The sequence below is a fragment of the Streptomyces sp. SID5469 genome (genome assembly GCF_009862865.1).
Lineage (GTDB): Bacteria > Actinomycetota > Actinomycetes > Streptomycetales > Streptomycetaceae > Streptomyces > Streptomyces avermitilis.
In genome coordinates, this window is the sequence record NZ_WWIN01000001.1 from 6,485,417 (window position 1) to 6,503,504 (window position 18,088).

Annotated in this window: 14 protein-coding genes and 1 tRNA gene; 6 read left to right on the top strand and 9 right to left on the bottom strand. The window is 72.7% G+C overall.

All coding sequences use genetic code 11. The annotated features are described in order from the left end of the window. The first annotated feature begins 167 nt into the window (after positions 1 to 167). Both GTY58_RS40935 and GTY58_RS27970 read left to right on the top strand, forming a co-directional pair. Positions 168 to 1,742: an LPXTG cell wall anchor domain-containing protein gene (locus GTY58_RS40935; RefSeq protein WP_042493644.1), complete on the top strand. Its 1,575-nt coding sequence runs from the start codon at positions 168 to 170 to the stop codon at positions 1,740 to 1,742. 255 nt (positions 1,743 to 1,997) lie between these two features. Continuing rightward, positions 1,998 to 3,314, top strand: coding sequence for a glycosyl hydrolase (locus tag GTY58_RS27970; protein ID WP_037651449.1), 1,317 nt, complete (start codon positions 1,998 to 2,000; stop codon positions 3,312 to 3,314). 38 nt (positions 3,315 to 3,352) lie between these two features. Here GTY58_RS27970 and GTY58_RS27975 read toward each other — a convergent pair whose 3' ends face one another. From GTY58_RS27975 to GTY58_RS28010, 8 genes are read right to left on the bottom strand one after another with little or no spacing between them, the layout of a single operon-like run. After that, positions 3,353 to 4,477, bottom strand: coding sequence for a GNAT family N-acetyltransferase (locus tag GTY58_RS27975; RefSeq protein WP_010986755.1), 1,125 nt, complete (start codon positions 4,475 to 4,477; stop codon positions 3,353 to 3,355). Continuing rightward, entirely contained in the window at positions 4,474 to 5,139 is a 666-nt protein-coding gene (locus GTY58_RS27980) for a lipopolysaccharide biosynthesis protein (RefSeq protein ID WP_237529562.1), read from the bottom strand. Before GTY58_RS27980 ends, GTY58_RS27975 begins: the two co-directional genes overlap by 4 nt. 8 nt (positions 5,140 to 5,147) lie before the next feature. After that, on the bottom strand, positions 5,148 to 6,323 hold the full coding sequence (locus GTY58_RS27985) for a glycosyltransferase (protein ID WP_010986757.1): 1,176 nt from the start codon (positions 6,321 to 6,323) through the stop codon (positions 5,148 to 5,150). Positions 6,324 to 6,333: 10 nt separating this feature from the next. Then, a complete protein-coding gene (locus GTY58_RS27990) occupies positions 6,334 to 7,119 on the bottom strand; it encodes a polysaccharide deacetylase family protein (RefSeq protein WP_042493648.1) in 786 nt (261 codons plus the stop codon). Beyond that, a complete protein-coding gene (locus GTY58_RS27995) occupies positions 7,103 to 8,863 on the bottom strand; it encodes a lipid II flippase MurJ (RefSeq protein WP_010986759.1) in 1,761 nt (586 codons plus the stop codon). Before GTY58_RS27995 ends, GTY58_RS27990 begins: the two co-directional genes overlap by 17 nt. Then, positions 8,860 to 10,215, bottom strand: a complete 1,356-nt coding sequence (locus GTY58_RS28000; RefSeq protein ID WP_010986760.1) for an O-antigen ligase family protein — start codon at positions 10,213 to 10,215, stop codon at positions 8,860 to 8,862. The genes GTY58_RS27995 and GTY58_RS28000 overlap by 4 nt, the downstream gene beginning before the upstream one ends. Positions 10,216 to 10,221: 6 nt before the next feature. Continuing rightward, positions 10,222 to 11,697 carry an exopolysaccharide biosynthesis polyprenyl glycosylphosphotransferase gene (locus GTY58_RS28005; protein WP_010986761.1) on the bottom strand — a complete coding sequence of 492 codons (1,476 nt, stop codon included), beginning with the start codon at positions 11,695 to 11,697 and terminating at the stop codon, positions 10,222 to 10,224. Next, the gene (locus GTY58_RS28010; protein ID WP_010986762.1) at positions 11,694 to 12,935 is read right to left on the bottom strand and encodes a glycosyltransferase; all 1,242 of its coding nucleotides are present in this window, start codon (positions 12,933 to 12,935) and stop codon (positions 11,694 to 11,696) included. Before GTY58_RS28010 ends, GTY58_RS28005 begins: the two co-directional genes overlap by 4 nt. Before the next feature lie 697 nt (positions 12,936 to 13,632). Between GTY58_RS28010 and GTY58_RS28015 the strand changes: the two genes are divergently transcribed. From GTY58_RS28015 to GTY58_RS28025, 3 genes are all read left to right on the top strand, one after another. After that, the gene (locus GTY58_RS28015; RefSeq protein WP_010986763.1) at positions 13,633 to 13,896 is read left to right on the top strand and encodes a hypothetical protein; all 264 of its coding nucleotides are present in this window, start codon (positions 13,633 to 13,635) and stop codon (positions 13,894 to 13,896) included. A 712-nt stretch (positions 13,897 to 14,608) separates the two neighbouring features. Further along, positions 14,609 to 15,079, top strand: a complete 471-nt coding sequence (locus GTY58_RS28020; protein WP_078234534.1) for a tyrosinase family oxidase copper chaperone — start codon at positions 14,609 to 14,611, stop codon at positions 15,077 to 15,079. Then, on the top strand, positions 15,063 to 15,929 hold the full coding sequence (locus GTY58_RS28025) for a tyrosinase family protein (RefSeq protein WP_037651451.1): 867 nt from the start codon (positions 15,063 to 15,065) through the stop codon (positions 15,927 to 15,929). Before GTY58_RS28020 ends, GTY58_RS28025 begins: the two co-directional genes overlap by 17 nt. A gap of 166 nt (positions 15,930 to 16,095) precedes the next feature. Here the strand turns inward: GTY58_RS28025 and GTY58_RS28030 are convergent. Further along, positions 16,096 to 16,168 (bottom strand) — tRNA-Arg (locus GTY58_RS28030). A 310-nt stretch (positions 16,169 to 16,478) separates the two neighbouring features. Here GTY58_RS28030 and GTY58_RS28035 point away from each other — a divergent pair. Then, on the top strand, positions 16,479 to 18,086 hold the full coding sequence (locus GTY58_RS28035) for a dynamin family protein (protein WP_037651453.1): 1,608 nt from the start codon (positions 16,479 to 16,481) through the stop codon (positions 18,084 to 18,086). Positions 18,087 to 18,088: the final 2 nt, after the last annotated feature.

The following is an 18,088-nucleotide window of genomic DNA, read 5'->3' on the forward strand; positions in this document are numbered from 1 at the left end:
CGACTGGCGTCGATGATGCGGTGCGACCAGTCGAGCCGCGATGCGGGGTGCAGCTCGCGAGCAGGACTCGCGCAGTCGCTGCTCCCATCAGATCGCGGTGTGCAACGGCCTGTTCCTTCGGTCCGGGGCCGGCTTTTCCCACTTATTCGAGCAGGAAGACGACGAGATTGCGCAAGAACCTGAGCAAGGGAATGGTCGTGGCCGCCGCCGCGACGAGCATCCTGTCCCTGTACGCCATCCCGGCGTTCGCGGACCCGCACTCCGAGGGGACCACCGGGGGATCGCACGGCGCCCTGTCGGGTGACGCCGTCCAGGCTCCGGACGTTCCCGGAGCTTCCCACGGCTCCGACCGTAGTGACGACGACCGCGAGCACGGCGGCTACGGCCACGACAGTGATTACGGCGATGACGCCGATTACGGCGACGCCGCCAGCAGTGTTCCGACGGCGGAGGCGTCGTCGACGGCGTCCCACGACACCTACGGCAGTGGCCACAGCGAGCACGGCGACTACAGCCACGACAGTGGTTACAGCGATGACGCCGATTACGGCGACGCCGCCAGCAGTGTTCCGACGGCGGAGGCGTCGTCGACGGCGTCCCACGACACCTACGGCAGTGGCCACAGCGAGCACGGCGACTACAGCCACGACAGTGGTTACAGCGATGACGCCGATTACGGCGACGCCGCCAGCAGTGTTCCGACGGCGGAGGCGTCGTCGACGGCGTCCCACGACACCTACGGCAGTGGCCACAGCGAGCACGGCGACCACAGCCACGACAGTGGTTACAGCGATGACGCCGACTACGGCGATGACGCCGTTCGCAGCGACGCCAGCAGCACTGGCGGGGCTCCGAAGGCGAAGGCGCCGTCGACCGCGGCCCATGTCTCCGGCCGTGGTGACGACGTCCGTGACCATGGCGTTGCCCGCCAGGACAGTGGTTACGGGGATGACGCCGTTCGCAGCGACGCCAGCGGTACCGGTGGGGTTGCGAAGTCGGGCGGGTCGTCGGCGCCGAAGTCGGGCGGAGCGTCGGCCGCGCCTCGCGACTCCGGCCGTAAGCACGGCGGCGTCGGCGCCGTTCACGGCGACGCCAGCAGCACCGGTGGGGCTCCGAAGGTGAAGACGCCGTCGGCTGCGGCCCATGTCTCCGGCCGTAGTGACGACGACCGTGACCATGGCGTTGCCCGCCAGGACAGTGGTTACGGGGATGACGCCGTTCACGGCCATGACGCCGTTCACGGCCATGACAACGGCAATGGCGGGGTTCCGAAGACGCAGGCGCCGTCGGCTTCGTCCCACGAGTCCGGCCGCAAGGACGACGACCGTGAGCAGGGCGATGCCGGCCACGACAGTGGTTACGGCGATGACGGCGTTCACGGCGACGACAGTGGCAATGGCGGCGGCGACGTCGGCTACGGCGACGACAGTGGCAATGGCGGCGACGCCGGTTACGGCGACGACGGCGGCTATGGCGACGACGCCGGCTATGGCGACGACGACGACAGCGACAAGCCGCCCACGAAGCCCACGAAGCCCGCGAAGCCCACGACGCCGCCCACCACTCCGCCGACGAAGCCGCACACGTGGACGCCACCGGCCACCACGCCCGTGGCGGAGCGGCCTTCCCTTCCCGACACCGGCAGCGGGGAGCAGATGCTCGCGGCTTCGGGTGTCGCCGCGCTGCTGCTGACGGGCGGCGCCATCCTGTACCGACGAGGCCGAGCCGCGTCCCGTCGTTAGTCAGTAGTCAGTGCTTCACCTCGGGTGCCGGACGAATCGCGTCCGGCACCCGAGTGCGTTCGCGGCCGCTTATTCGGTCGGGAAAAGCAGCGACCGTTCGGCCCAGTGCTCACTCGTGCGGGTGGTCAGGGGATGCAAAGACAGAGAATCTGTTCACAGGATGGGCATACATATGACTGATTGTCGGAGGGATACGAAAAACAGGCGGCGCACACGCGTAAAGGCTGCTGCCGATGAGTGGATAAAGGATCAGTCATGGCCGCACAGCAACGGCGCCGCGGAAGATGGCCCGTGTACATCGCGGCCGGCATTGCCGCGTCGGCCGCCCTGATGCCGGGACTGGGATACGCCGTGGGCGCCCGGGAGGAAGCGGCCGCCAAGTCACCGGTACCGGTGCCGGTGCCGACGACAGCGGCGACGGCGGCGGCGACGGCGGTGCCAACGGCATCAGCGTCGGCATCACTACCGGCACCGGCACTGGCAACAGCACCGGCAACAGCACCGGCCACCGCCGAACCGCCCGCCCCGCCCCCCGCATTCGGCGCCTACCTCGACTACGGCCCCCGAGGCGTGACCCGGATGGCCAAACTCAGCCGGTGGCTGGACGGCGCCGAGCTGCGCGTGGGGCACACCTACCTGCCGGGCGACCGCTGGAGCAACATCGAAGGCGCCCCCCGCTTCCTCGACACCTGGGCGAACTGGCGTCGGGAGAGGGACGACCGGATCCTCGTCCTCAACGTGCCCATGCTGGAGCGCAACGAGGAGAGCCACTCCTACACCGAGGTACGCACCTTGCTGCGCCAGGGAGCGGCCGGGGAGTTCGACGAGCACTACCGCCAACTGGCCCAGCGGCTGGTCGACTTGAAGGTGCCGGACACCGTCCTCGTGCTCGGCTGGGAAATGAACGGCACGACGTACACCCATCGGTGCGGGCCGGACCCGGAGGCCTGGAAGACGTACTGGAACAGAATCGTCACCACCATGCGCGCGGTGCCGGGCCAGAAATTCCGGTTCGACTTCGCGCCGAGCCGCGGGCACGACGCCGTTCCCTGGACGGATTGTTATCCGGGCGACGACACGGTCGACATCATCGGCATGGACACGTACGACCAGCCGCAGGGAATGTCATTCGACGAGCAGGTGTCGGAGCCGTACGGGCTACAGAAACACGTCGACTTCGCGAAGGAACACGGCAAGCCCATTTCGTACCCGGAATGGGGACTGTTCCGCAATGGCGACAACGCGGCGTACATGCGGCGCATGCTGACCTGGATGGACGAGCACAAGCCGCTGTACAACACGCTCACCGACTACTGCCCGCACGGCGTGTGGCGGTGCAGACAGAACCCGAAGGCGGCCGAGGAGTACCGGTCCGCGCTCTCCGGCCGCACCGAGCCCGAGCCGACGTCCCCGGTGCCGACGCCGGCGCCCACCCCGGGGTCGACGTCCCAGCCCACCCCGTTGCCCCTGCCTCTCCAGGCATGCTCGCCGCTGGACCTGGGCACCTGGGCCGAGTACCTGCTCGGCGGAAAGCTCTGCGTCCGCTTCGACTGGTGGTCGCGCATCCGGTGACCCCATGACCCGGCGAGCCGCCGGTGGCGGCGGGCGGCTCAGGTCCCGCCGCCACCCCGCTCCCACCACCCGCGCACGAGTTCCTTGCCCCGGCTGCGCGCGGCGACACCGCAGACGATCGCCGACAGCAGCGGGGCGGTGCGCCGCCGGGCCAGCAGCAACCGCTGGTTGACCACGGGCTCGGGGCGCCAGTTGTACTTGTACGGCTCGTCGCCGCGCAGCAGGCTGAGCGTGTCGTGCCCACCGGTGGCGGTGTGCCGCGCGCAGGCGTCCAGCAGCATCGCGGCGACATCCGCCTTCCGCTCGCGCAGCCGCGGATGGGCGCCGTACAGATAGCCGCCCGCAAGACGCGGCGACAGCAGCGTCAGGTCGACCGCCATCACCTCGCCTTCCAGCAGGAACTCGGTGACCACGGCGTCGCCGGAGCGCACCATCGGGCCGACCGCGCGCACCAGATGCGCGGCGAACCGCTCGTGGAGGTGCTCCGGCGTCACCCTGCGGCCCTGCCACTGCAACCGGTGCAGCGCGAGGAGGAGCCGCAGCGCCGCGTCCACCCGGTCCGGGTCCGTGGTCCGGCGCTCCACGCCCAGCGCGGTCAGTTTGCGCAGCTTGGCCCGCGCCCGCTGGGCCTTCGCCGCGGGCAGCCGGGCCGCGAGCTCCGCCATCGGTAGGGCGGGCAGTTCGAGGCAGAGCGAGTCGCCCGCCCGGCGGCGCGGTCCGCGCCAGCACTCGTAGACGCGCTCGACCGCGCCGCCCGGCCGGACCTCCCGGAAGTCGATCAGTGTGGTGCGGGCGGCCCTCGACAGTGCCTCGGCGAGCGCGGCCGCCGCCTGGTCGGCGTGCTCGTCGTCGAGCAGCACATCGCCGTAGTCGGAGATCGTCCCGCCCAGCGGGACGAGCCGGGGCAGCGGACGCCCAACCCGCATCAGCGGCGCGACCGCCCGCAGTTCGCCGCCGTCGCGCACCAGTACCAGCCGCAGCCGGCCGGGCCTGCCGTACGACGTCCACCAGGAGTGCAGCCAGGCATGGCTCTGGAACGGGGTCGCCGCACCGCACCTGCGGTACAGGCGCCCCCAGGCCGGGCCCAGCGCGGCGAACTCCCGCTCGTCGGTGCACAGTTCGGCCCGCAGAGTGCCGCCCTCGGCCCGCGGCGCCCCGCTCACAGCTGGCCGTGTGCGTCGGCGGCGGTGGCCGGGCCGGGCACGGCGGCCGGACGCGCGTCGTCGTCGGCGGCGCGCCGCGGGCGGACCAGCAGCGCGAGGCCGCCCAGCAGGCCGCCCGCGCTCGCGCCCACCAGACCGGTCAGCGCCGGGGACGCCGAGGACGGCTTGGCGGGCTTGACGGCCCGGGAGAACTGGAGGAGTTCGACGTGCGTGGCGTTCTTGGTGTCGTTGGCGTGCCGGATCAGCGAGCGGGAGACCGCGTTGGCCATGTCGGTGGCGAGATCGGCGCGTGCGGAGGTGGCCGTCACGGCGACCATCGGCGCGTCCGGCGAGGTCGCCGACTGCACATTCTCCCTCAGCGTCTTCACCGGCACGCCCGCCCACACCTGGGCGTCGCCGAGTACCGCGAGCTGCGTGGCGACCCGGCCGTACGCCTGGGCGAGGCCGAGCGCCGCCTGCGGATCCGATGTGGCGGTCGGTACGGCGATCACGTAGGCGGTGGCCGAGTAGGCGGGCGGCGTGAGGACGCCGTACGCGCCCCCGGCGAGGGCTCCGGCGAGAGTGCCGGCCGCGAGCAGGGACCACGGCGGCAGCGCTCGCAGGCGCCGGTGCGCCGGATGCCGCCGGGCCGGGGGTGTCGCGGAATCGGCCATGGAGGTCATGAGGTTCATCAGACGGTCACTCCCAGGGGTGACGGGGACGGGGACGAACAGGAGACGGCGGCCGCGTACACGTCCATGAGCTGTGCGGCGCTGCGGGTGATGCAGTAGTGGCGGGCAGCGACGGAGACCGTGCGGCTCGGCGGGCACGAACTCCGGGCCTCGGCCAGGGCGCGCGTCTGCGCCAGTGCGTGGGCGAACGCGTCGGCACCACCCCGCACCCGGCGGGCCTCGGCGGAACGCGGCGGCAGGTCCTCGATGGCCGGACAGGAGGCGTACAGCACCGGCAGCCCCGCCGCCAGGCCCTCCACGAGAGCGAGGCCGAAGGCCTCCTCCGGGCTCGGCGAGGCGAGCACGTCCATCGCCGAGGTCAGCGCCGGCAGATCAGAAACGGGGGTGCCGTCGGGCTCGTACGGCCGCTCGCCCGTGAACAGCACCCGGTCGGTCACCCCCGCCCGCTGGGCGGCGCGGCGCAGCACGTTCTCCTCCGGGCCACCGCCGACCAGCAGCAGCCAGCAGTCACCGGGGAGGTGGGCGAGCGCGCCGATCAGGACGTCGAACCGCTTGCCCGCGGTCAGCCGGCCGATGCCGCCGACGACATACGCGCCCTCCGGCAGCCCGAGCCGGCGGCGGGTGCGTTCGCGGGTGACCGGGTCGAAGCGGAAGCGGGCCACGTCGATGCCGTTCGGCACCACCTCGATGCGCGGCTCGGGTACGCCCCAGCGCCTGAGCCGGTCGGCCACCGGGCCCGAGACCGCGACCGTGGTGCGGCCCAGCCGCTCGCTGGCCAGGTACAGCGCGCGCACGCCGGCGCTCAGGGCGCGGCCCTCCAGCTGCGTTTCGCCGAGGGAGTGTTCGGTGGCCACCACGGCCCGGACGCCGGCCAGGCGCGCGGCCGTCCTGCCGTACACGCAGGCCCGGTAGAGGTGGGTGTGGACGAGGTCGTAGCCGCCGGACCGGATCAGGCGCACGAGGCGTGGCAGCGCGGACAGGTCGCGGTTGCCGGTCATGCCGAGGTGGACGACACGGACGCCGTCCGCCGTCAGGCCGTCGGCGACCGTGCCGGGGTTGGTGAGCGTCACGACGTCGCAGTCGACGGGCAGGTGGCGCAGCAGCAGCCGGAGTTGCTGTTCCGCGCCGCCGACGCCGAGGCCGGTGATGATGTGCAGTGCCTTGAACTCGGGCATCGCGGGAGGCTCACACCCTCTCGGCGGGGCGGTGGTGCAGCCGGCGCAGTTGGTGCAGCCGGTGCTTGAGATGCAGCCGCCAGGCCGTGTCGTGCTCCCCGACGTGGACGCGGGGCAGGGCGAGAGGGCCGGTCAGGTCGCCGGGACCGGTGGCGCAGGCGTACGTGTAGCCCGCTTCCCGTACGGCGTCCACGGCGCGGCGGTCGACCCTCCCGTACGGGTAGCAGAAGCCGTCGACGAGAGCACCGGTCATTTCGGAGAGCAGTGCTCTGCTGTCGCTCACCTCGGCGCGGAGCAACGCGTCGTCGGCCCGGATCAGGTCCACGTGCGTGAGGCCGTGCGAGCCGATCTCGACGCCCTCGGCGGCGGCTTGCCGGATGCCCGCCGCCGACAGCAGCGGCTTGCGCGGGCCGAGCGGGTCCCAGGCGTTGTCCCCGTCCAGCCTGCCCGGCAGCACGAACAGGGTGGCACCGCAGCCGTGGCGGCGCAGCAGCGGCAGGGCGTGCGCGACGAAGTCGGCGTACCCGTCGTCGAAGGTGAGCCCCACCAGGTCCTGCCCCGCGCCGCGGGCGCGCGCGGCGAGCAGCTCGCGCACGCCGACACCGCGCAGACCCCGGCGACGCAGCCAGCCCAGCTGCCGGTCCAGGCGGCGGGGCGAGACGGTGACGCGGTACGGGTCGTAGGAGCAGTCACCCACGGAGTGGTACATCGCCACCCACGGGGGTGGGCCGGGTCTGCGCCGGGTCGGGTCGGGCGCCGGGCCGGCGGACGGTGCGGGGTCAGCGGATACGGGCATACGGCAGCCTTCGGGTGACGGTACGGAGTGCGGGTGCGAGGTCCTGCACGCCCAGGACCCGGGCGAGCAGGAGGAAGACGACGGTCACGGCCGTGCCGCCGGCCGCGAGCCCGAGGGCGGGGGAGTCGATACGGCTCGCGCAGAACCCGCCCACGACACAGGCGACCACCGCCGCGCGCAGCGGCTTGCTCATCTCGGCCAGCACCCGCCGGGTACGGATCGGCACGCTGCGCGCCCCCATGCCGTACAGCAGGATCAGTGCGGTGAGGGTGATGCCGGCCGCGTTGGCCGCGGCGATCCCCAGCACGCCGAACGAGCCGACCGCCCACGCGCCGAGCCACGACGTGGCGACGATGCCGGCGGTCATGGCGGCCATGGGGTACCAGGTGGGCCGCCCCGCCGAGAAGTACGAGCGGACGAGCGCGCCCACCAGTGCCTGGCCGAGCAGCCCGAGCGCGTACACCCGCATCACGGCGGCGGTGGCCGCGGTGTCCCGCGCGGTGAACGCGCCCCGCTGGAAGAGGAGGTGGACGAGCTGCGGGGCACACGCGACGATGGCCGCCGTGCCGAGCAGTACGACGCACGACACCACCCGGAGGTCGCACTCGACGCGGTCGCGTGCCCGCTCGGTGTCGCCCTCGGCCAGCGCCTGCGCCACGACCGGAAAAGTGACCGTGCACAGCATCAGGGAGAGCACCATCGGCATCTGGGCGACCTTCTGGGCGTAGTTCAGATGCGAGATGGCGCCGGCGGGGAGCGTGGAGGCCAGGAACCGCTCGACGAGGACCTGGGACTGGCGGCACAGGGCGAAGAGCAGGACGGTGACGATGAGGGTGAGGTTCATGGTGCGCCGGTCCTTCGCCGGGGCTGCCGCGTCTGCCGTGTCCGCCGGGTCTGCCGTGACTGTCGTGTCCGCCGGGTCTGCCGGGTCTGCCGTGACTGCCGTGTCCGCGGCGTCCGTCTTGTCCGTCGGATCCGCCCTGTCTGTCGCGGGCGCCGTCTGCCTGCGGTGCAACTGCCTCAGCAGAGAGGGCAGTTGGGTGACGACCATGAGGGCCCCGCCCACCGCGACACCGACCGCGGCCGCCCGTACGCCCCAGCGCGCGCCGAGGGCGAACATCGCCGTGATGATGGCGGTGTTGTACGCGACGTAGATGGCCGCGGGCGCGACGAACCGGCGGTGCCCGCGCAGGGCCGCGCTGCAATATCCGGCGAGCCCGAAGGTCAGGACACAGGTGCCGGTCAGCCGGGTGCAGTCCACCGCGAACCCCGGGTTGTGGAGCCCCGGCGCCAGCGCCTCGACCAGGTACGGCGCCCCGAAGACGAACAGCGCCGACGCGACGGCGAACGCCAGTGACAGGCGGGGCAGGGTGCTGCGGACCAGGGCGCGCACCGGGTCGCCCGTATCGCCGTGGGTACGGCGGCGGGCCACGGCCGCGCTGAACGCGGGGACGAGCGCGAAGGCCAGCCCGTCCTCGATCAGCAGCGTCGCCGCGAACTCCGGTACGGTCCAGGCGACCAGGAAGGCGTCCGTCTCGCTCCCGGCCCCGAAGAGGCGCGCCAGCACCTGGTCCCGGCCGAGGCCCAGCAGGGCACCGGCCAGGGAGAGGCCGACGGTGACGAGCGCGGCCCTGGCGAGGAAGCCCTGTGAGACGGCCCTGGCGCTGCCGGGGTCCGGGCGGTCCGCGCCGAGGCGCGCCGGGGGAATCGTGGCGTCCCCCGCCTGCGGAGGGGTGACCGTCATCGTGCGGCGGCCTCCTCGGCGACAGCCGTACCGGGGTACGCCGGCGCCGCCTCGGCGACAGCCGGACCGGGACTCGCCAGTGCCCACCACGCCGTCAGTCCGAAGCAGACGGCGCTGAGAACGGTCGAGGGACCGCCGATGTCGGCGTACACGAAGTCGATCAGCTGCCAGACCAGCAGGCCGCAGGCGATGAGCGCGCAGTCGAGGCCGGGGTCGTTCGCCCCGCGGGCGCGGACCAGCCTCCGCAGCCCCAGCACCAGCAGCGCGAGCCAGCTCCCCGCCAGCGTCAGCAGCCCGATGAGCCCCTGCTCGCTGAGCACCAGCAGATACATGTTGTGCGGTGACAGCAGCGGCTGCCTCCGGTACGCCGCGTTCGCGCCCTCGGTGTCGCTGCCCGACGACAGTGCCAGCGAGGCGTGCCCGTCGCGGTGGTCGGGGAAGCCCTTGAGGCCGATGCCCGTCAGCGGCCGCTCGCGCCACATGTCGGTGGCCGCCGCCCACATCGTGTACCGGTCGGTGACCGACTGGTCGGGTGCGTCGGCGACCTGCCCGATGCTGCTGAGCCGCTGCTCCAGCAGCGTGGAGCCGACACCGAACCCGCCGACGAGGATCACGGCGACGGCGGCCACCACCGCGCCCGCCCTGACCGCCCGGCGCAGGCCCGCCAGTACCAGTTGCGCCCCGCAGGCGAGGGCCGTCGCGATCCACGCGCCCCGGCTGAAGGACACCGCCAGCGGCATCACCAGCAGCAGCGCGCACACCCCGGCCCACACCCTCTGCCGTGCCGACGCGGGTCCCAGCGCCAGCCCCACCGCGCACACCAGCCCGAAGGAGACGACGGTCGCCATCCCCATGATGTCGCCCGGCCCGAAGGTGCCGACGGCGCGGATGTCCCGGCCCGTGTACGAGGCGCCGGTCCCGGTCGCGTACTGGTGCACCCCCAGGGCCCCCTGCCACACCGCGAGCCCCACCATCGACCAGACCAGCAGCCGCAGGTCGCGCCGGTCGCGGACGAGCAGCAGCACGGCGGCCGGGACGAGTACGAAGATCTGCAGATAGCGCCCGAAGCCGGCGACCGCCGCGCCCGGCGTCGCGGCCCCCGTCGCCGCCACCGCGAACCCGACCACGGGCAGGCCCAGCACCACGGCGGCGGTACGCGACAGGGGGCGCCGCCGATGCCGCAGCAGACGTACCGCGCAGCACAGCACGACGACACCGGACGCGGCGTCGGCGAGGGTCGCCCCGCCCTCGCCCCCCGGCGCGACGGGCAGCGCGAGCAGGGCGACCACCGCCACCACCGGCAGGACGGGCGTCAGCCCGCGCGCGGCGGGCGGGGCGCATGCGTGGCTCACCGGCGTTCAGCTCCCCGTCGCGCGGACCAGCGCGGCGGCCGTGCGCAGCAGGACGCAGATGTCCTGCCACAGGGACCAGTCGTCGATGTAGGCGTTGTCGAAGCGGGCGCGGTCCTCGATGGACGTGTCGCCGCGCAGCCCATGGATCTGGGCGAGCCCGGTGACGCCGGTCCGCATACGGTGGCGGGCGGCGTAGCCGGGGTGGAGCTGGCTGAACTTGGCGACGAAGTACGGGCGCTCGGGGCGCGGCCCGACCAGGCTCATGTCGCCCCGCAGGACGTTCCACAGCTGGAGAAGCTCGTCGAGCGAGGTGCGGCGCAGGAAGCGGCAGAAGCGGCTCATGTTCCGCTCGTCCGCCACGCTCCAGCGGGTCGCGGCCTCGTGCGCGTCGGCCGGGCGATGGGTACGGAACTTCAGCAGCGTGAAGGGGCGGCCGTCCTTGCCGACACGCTCCTGGCGGAAGACGACCTTCGGCCCGTCGCTGACCCGCAGTACGACCGCGCAGGCCAGCAGCGCCGGGCCGACGAGAAGGAGCAGGACCCCGGAGACCAGGACGTCGAAGGCGCGCTTGGCGGGACTGCCGAGGTGTCGGCGGACATCCAGGCGGCGGCAGCGGAAGCCGGCGATCCGCTCGCCCGGGGCCCGGTCGCGGGTCGTGCGCCCGGCCCCTTCGTACGCGGCTCTCCCCGCCCGGTCGTACGCCGGTACGTCCGCGTCGACCTCCCACAGCGCGCAGCCCGACTCGGCCAACGCCCGCAGCAGTGGGCCGTGTTCGCCGACCGGGCCCACGATGAGCACGGCCCGCACGCCGTTCTGGATGACGGCCCGCTGCGCCTCCTCGCCCGTGCTGAGCTCCGGCAGCCCCTCGCCGCCGGCCGCGTCGTCGGCGAGGATGCCCACCGGCCTGAGGCCGCATCCGGGGCGGCGCAGAAAGGCGGCGGCCACGCGCCGGGCGGTGGCGGCCGGGCCGACGACGAGGGCCGCGGCGGGGTGACGGACCAGCGTCCGGCGGCGGCGCCAGTGCAGCGTGCCGCGGCCCGCGCAGCTCGCCGCCGCCTGGAGGACGCAGCCGGTCAGCAGCGTGCCGGCGGACAGGATGTGGGCCGGGGAGAGCGCCGCGACCAGAGCCGCGAGCGCGCACCAGCCCACCGCGATCCGGGCGCAGACGGCGGGGAGTTCGTCCAGGACGGCGGGCACGGCGGTGGGGCGGTACAGCGCCGCCCGCGCGTTCAGACAGAGGACGGCGAGCAGCAGGGGGGGAACGGTCAGCAGGGGGTGGGGGAGCGCCAGGGCGGCGGTGAGCGCGGCGGCCGCGTCCGCGGCGAGCAGGGGCAGCCCATGGGGGCGCCGCGCCGCGGTCCGCTGCCCGGCGGGGAACCGGAAGCCGGCCGTGGCATCGCGCGGGGGGATGACCGAGACGGGCGGGAATCCGTGTACCGGTGGCTGGCCGCCTGGGGGAGGAAGGGTACGTTCGGCGGTCACGAGCGGATGGACTCCCTGCACTCGGTGTGTTCCGCGAGGTCGGCGCACTGGGTGTGTTCCGCGGGGTCGGCGCACTCGGCGTGTTCCGCGGGGTCGGCCGAAGTGCGCCCGGTGCCGAGGAGTTCGCGGTAGAGGGCCGCGACCGCCTCGGCCGAGTGCCGCACGTCGTGCGCGGTCAGTACGTGGCGGCGCCCCTGGTGGCCGAGCGATTCGCGCAGCAGCGGATCGAGCAGCGCCCTGGTGAGCGCGTCGGCCAGCGGGCCCGGCCGGCCGGCGGGCACCAGACAGTGCTCCCGGTGGCCGGGCGGCAGACTCTCGCGCGCCCCGGCCACGTCCGTGACCACCACGGGACGCCTGCACGCCATCGCCTCCAGCGGGGCCAGCGCCATGCCCTCCCAGCGGGACGGCAGCACCACCAGGTCGGCGGCCTGGTACCAGGGGACGGCATCGGCGACGGCCCCGGCGAACAGCACGCCCTCGGGCGCGAGGTGACGCAGTGGCCGCTCCTGTGGCCCGTCCCCGACGAGCGCCAGCCGGGCCCCGGGCACCCGCCGCCGCACCGAGGACCACGCCTCGAGCAGCACGTCCTGCCCCTTCTGCCGGCACAGCCGTCCCACGCAGACCACCAGCGGAGCGGCCGGATCGAGGCCGGCGAGCGGTGCGAGGGCGGCTCGTACGGTGGTGACGGCGGCGGGGTGGAAGCGCCCCGGGTCGATGCCGTTGGGGATCACCCGCCAGTGGGCGCGTACCCCGGCGCGTACGCCTCGCGCGCGCTCCGCCTCGCTGACGCACACCACGCGGGCGGCCCACCGCGCCCCCCACCGCTCCCACGCCGTGGCGACCGCCGCCGTGACCCCGCCGACCGCCTCGAACGACCAGGCGTGCGGCTGGAACACCGTCGGGATCCGCCCCCGTACCGCCAGCCGGGCGGCGAGACCGGCCTTGGCGCTGTGGGCGTGCAGCACGTCGGGCCGGACCTCCTCGACGAGGCGAGCGAGCCGGCGCACCTCACCGGGGAGCGACGGTCCCGGCGCCCGCGTGGCGGACCAGTGCCGTACGCCTGCGCCGAGTTCCCGTACTGCCTGGGCGAGGCCGTGGCCGGGACACGCGACCGTGACGTCGAAACCGGCCGCACGCTGCGCACGCACCAGCTCGGTGACCACGCGGGCGACGCCGCCGTCCACCGGCTGGGTGACGTGGAGGACGCGCGGCGAAGGGGCGGTTGCTGGCTGGTACATGCGCGGATCCCTCACGTACGGGCGGAGCCGGGGGCGGTGGGAGCGAGCGTCATCGCTTCGCCTCGACGGCGACGAAGAGCGCTCCGGCCCGCTGCCACGTGGCGCCGCACGGCGATCCGGAAGGCCGGCTGGTCACCACCGTGCGGGACCACCTGGAAGGCGTCCGGCCCGCCCTGACGGCCCGTCGGACAGGCGGACCCCAGTGCGTGTCGTGGTGGAAGACCCCGGGTGTGAGGCATGACCGGCGTTGCCTTTCACGAGAAACGTCAACTTTTCGGTTGATTCGGGAACGCGTCACTCTATCCCGCTGTTCCGTATTTACCGGGCAAGAGCGACAAGTAAAATGAAAGCGGATGATTTCGTGTCAGGTGTCCCGCCTGGCTGTTGTGACAGCCGAGGGGCCTGCCGAACTGCGGTCGGCACCACCGGCGTCACCCACCGCCCGCGACGCCCACGGCGCCGACCGCGCTCGTGAACACCGTCACCGCCGACCTGCTCGGCACCGGTCCGGCGCATCGCTTTCTCGCGTTCATAAGAAGATGAGAAACGCGGATGAGATACGGCCTTCATTCGGGTGAACCCTCGTGCGGCGTGCCGGAATTTTCTATGTACGGGGTTTCCGCGACGTTCGGGGCTCGTTAGGGGCGGTGAAGCAATTCCCGCTGGTGACTTCCGAGTTGCCGAAGAAAGGAACACGATGAAGTCTCTGAAGGCTGCCGCCGTCGTTGCCGGTTCCATGGTTCTGGCCGGTGCGGTCGCGCCCGCCGCTGCCCACGCCGCCACGGAGGTCCCGCCCGCCAGCCTCACCGGAGCGGTGAACCAGCTCACCAAGGGCCCCGTCAACCTGTCGCCGCTGCACGCGGACAACAAGGGTTCCGCGCTCGGCACGGTCAAGGGGGCGGCGGACTCCCTCACCCAGCAGGGGAACGCCCGGCTGATCGGCGGACTTCCCCTGGGCTGAGCGGTTCGGGCGCTCTTCGGTCTCAGGCCTTTACTCGGAGGCCGTCCCGGGCTTTCACTCCGGCTTTCTGCCGGACTTGCGCCTCAAGAGCCTGTGGACGAACTGGGGTCGATTCCGCCGCATGCGGGATCGGCCCTTGCTCTCGGCTTTTCATGGCGGCCCGTCGGTTTGTCCGGCGGGCCGCTTCGATGTCACGGCCTTGCCGAGGGGAAACAGTAACTCCACTTGCATTTAGGGGAAGTTATGGGTCGGCGGCCCTGCCGGGCGGGCGGAGGCCGGAGGTGCGGGCTGTCCGGACTGCTCGGCCTGTTCGGTCTGCTCGGTCGGTTCAGTCTGTTCGGTGTTCGGTGTTCGGTGTTCGGTCTGTTCGGCTGTGGGTGGTCGGAGAATCCCTCATTCGTGTGGTCGTGTTGGCGCGGGTGGTCCGCTCGGGTGAACGAGCGCATGGGTATGTTCCGGTGCGTCGATACAGTTCCGCGGTGACCTCAACCACCAGCGAAACGTGCCCTTTTCGAGCCGCCGACCTGCCGCCCCTCAAGGCCCGGTGCGCCACGCCGGCGGAGGGACCGGCCTCCTTCGGTCATCCGCGCTCACCGGGTCTGACTCCGGGAGAGCCGTGGCCGGGCCTGCGGTCGCCGAGGTCGCGTCCGGGGGAGCGGTGACCGGGGCGGTGAACACAGCGGCCGACTCCGCGAGCCCTGTGGCCGACTCCATGTGTCCGCGGCCCGCCGTCAGCCCCACGGAGGTCACGGGACGGCGGCGGGTGCTGCGGGTGCTGTTCGCGCTGGGGGCCGGAGTGACGCTGGCGCCGGTCTTGGCGGCGTCGGGGTCGGCCGGCCCGGAGGAGGCGCGGTTCGACGAGACGTATCGCGGGCGCCGTATCGTCGGCGACAGGTACGACGCCCAGCGGTCCGGGGACGCCTACTCCGGCGCGTGGCACGTCACCGTGGACGGGCGGCCGCTGCACTTGATGCGCCGGGCCGACGGCAGCTGGATGACCATGGTCGACCACTACCGGTCGTATCCGACAGTGCTCGCCGCCGCGCGCGCGGCCGTCGACGAACTCGGCCCCACCGCACGGCTGGGCGTGCCGCACGGCGGTGGCGGCCACATGGACGACAGCGGTACGCCGGGCGGGCGCAAGGGAGCCGAGAGGGATCATGGCAGTGGTGTACACGCGTAAGGACGTCAGCACGCTCACCCGGTCCGAGCGGCGTCGGCTCGTCGCCGCACTGCTCGAGGTCAAACGCCGCGGCGAGTACGACGAGTTCGTGCGCATGCACATCAAGTACTACGTTGCCGACGGCGAGACCGGCCTGCGCGCCGCCCACATGGCACCCTCCTTCCTGCCCTGGCACCGCATGTTTCTGCTGGACCTGGAGCGGGTGCTGCGCCGGGTGGACGAGTCGGTGACCATGCCGTACTGGGACTGGACGCGCAGCCGCAGCCGGACGGCCGCACCGTGGACCGAGGACCTGCTCGGCGGCACCGGGCGGCAATCCGACCGCCAGGTCACCACCGGCCCCTTCGCCTACCGTCACGGTGGGTGGCCCATCAAGGAGGGGATCACCGACGCCGAGTACCTCATGCGTGACCTGGGCCGCTCCCGGGACCCGATCGCGCTGCCGACGGCCAGGGATCTGCAGGGCGCCCTCGACGATCCCGTCTACGACACGGCCCCGTGGAACTCCACGTCCGCCAAAGGATTCCGCAACAGGCTGGAGGGGTGGGGTCCGGGGCGGGGAGCCGCTTCGTGGCGCAACCACAACCGGGTCCACCGTTGGGTCGGCGGCCACATGGTGAGCGGCGCCTCCGTCAACGACCCCGTCTTCTGGATGCACCACGCCTTCGTCGACCTCCTCTGGTCCCGCTGGCAGCAGAGGCACCAGGGCGCCCGCTATCTCCCCGAGCAGCAGCCCGCCCGGGGCGACGCCCAGCGTGGCCGCATCGTCGCGCGGCACGAGAGGATGCCGCCGTGGGACGTGACACCGGACCAGCTGGAGGATCACAGCGGGATCTACCGGTACGCGTAGCACGTACGAGCACGGGGAAGCCCCTGGCGGTCGCGTACCGTCGGGGGCTTCTCGGCTGTGGTGCCGGCTCGGACGCCGGTTCATCGAGGACGCGCTTGGTCTCAGCGCTGCGCGAACCGGACACGAAGAAGCCCCATCGGCGTTTCCGCTGGTGAGGCTGGGTTTGCGCCCCCGGCAGGACTCGAACCTGCGGCCAAGCGCTTAGAAGGCGCCTGCTCTATCCACTGAGCTACGGGGGCCGGGTGTGGTGGCCTCTGTCCTGGTGCCCGGGTGTGGGCGGGATCCGCGACCTTGCCGGGACAAGGATAGGGCTCCCGGGTCCTTGTCCCTGGCGCTTCCCCTCCGTGGCTCGATGTGGAGGTTCAGTGAAGCGGTCCTGATAATCGCAGGCAGGTACGAATCGTGCACCGCTTTTGGCGTCTGGCGCACCGGGTGTTGTGCACTCGTTATGCCTGCGCCCCAGTCGTCCCTTCCGTCCCCTGTGTCCTGTCGGCGCGCAGACATGTCTATATGCTTCAGAAAGCCTCCAAAATTGGGCATTCTTCGCATGTGGTGACCTTGGACGTACGGCCTCAGCTGCTCGACGCACTCTCCGCCCTGCGCGACCGTGTCGCCGCCGCAAGCTTTCCGCTGCCCCTGGCGGGGGCTCCACGCGCGCGTGCCAACCGCGACGAGCTTCTCGCGCAGCTCGACGACTACTTGGTGCCCCGGTTGAGGGACCCCGAAGCGCCGTTGCTGGCCGTCATCGGGGGATCCACCGGGGCCGGCAAGTCGACCCTCGTCAACTCCCTCGTCGGGCGCAGGGTCAGCGAGGCGGGCGTGCTGCGGCCGACCACCCGTACGCCGGTGCTCGTATGCCATCCGGAGGACCATCACTGGTTCAGCGGGATGCGCGTACTGCCCGACCTCACGCGCGTGTGGGTGCCCCATCAGGAACCCGGGGACGATCTGCACGCCCTGGTCGAACGGGGGGAGCGGACGCTGCGTATCGAGACCGCCGAGACGCTGCCGCCCGGGCTCGCCCTCCTCGACGCGCCCGACGTCGACTCCCTCGTCGCCGACAACCGTGTCCTCGCCGCCGAGCTGATCTGCGCCGCGGACATCTGGATCATGGTCACCACGGCCGCCCGCTACGCCGACGCGGTGCCGTGGTATCTGCTGCGTACCGCCAAGGAGAACAAGGCGACCCTGGTCACCGTTCTCGACCGGGTGCCCCATCAGGTGGTGTCCGAGGTCTCGCGGCAGTACGGGGCCCTGCTCGCCAAGGCCGGGCTCGGCGACGTCCCCCGGTTCACCGTGCCCGAGCTGCCCGAGTCCGCGTGGGGCGGGGGGCTTCTTCCGGCCACCGCGGTGGCGACCCTGCGGACCTGGCTCATCCAGCAGGTGCAGGACCCCGCCGCCCGGCAGCAGGCCATGGCCCGTACGGCGTACGGAGTCCTCGACTCGCTCAAGTCGCGCATGCCCGAGCTGGCCGGCGCGGCGGCCGCACAGTACGCCGCCGCGCTGCGCCTCACCGCGGCCGTCGACGGGGCGTACGACAGCGAGTACGCGCGCGTGAAGGGGCGTTTGCAGGCCGGGGCCGTGCTCGCGGGTGACGCGCTGAAGCGATGGCGCGCCTATCCGCTGGACTGCACCGCCGGCGAACTGCTCGACGCGCTCGTCGAAAGCCTCGGCTCGCTCCTGCTGTGCGCCGTCACGGCCGCGGACGAGCGCGTCGACGAGGCCTGGCGGCGCGAGCCCGCCTCGGGTGCCCCGGAGCTGACGGACCGTGATCCCACGCTGGAGAGCGCCGAACACCGGATCGGGATGGCCGCGCGACGCTGGCGGCGCGTCCTCGAGGAGTACGCCGAGGAAGAGGTCCGCAACCTCGACAAGAGCCTCGCGCCGGACGCCGAGGTGGTGGCCGCCCTCGTCGCCACGGCGCTGCTGGGTGGCCGGCGGGCGCGGGCCGCCGGAGAGGGGCTCGCCGAGCGGATCGGCGCGCACGGCGCCCTCAGACTGCGCGACCGGGGCGGACGGCTGCTCTCCGAGTACGTCGACACGACACTGCACATCGAACGCGAGCGCCGTCTCGCCCCCCTCGACGCGCTCGACGTGCACGCCGAGCCACAGGCCGAACTCATCGCCGCGCTGTCCGTACTGCAGAAGGAGAGGTGACC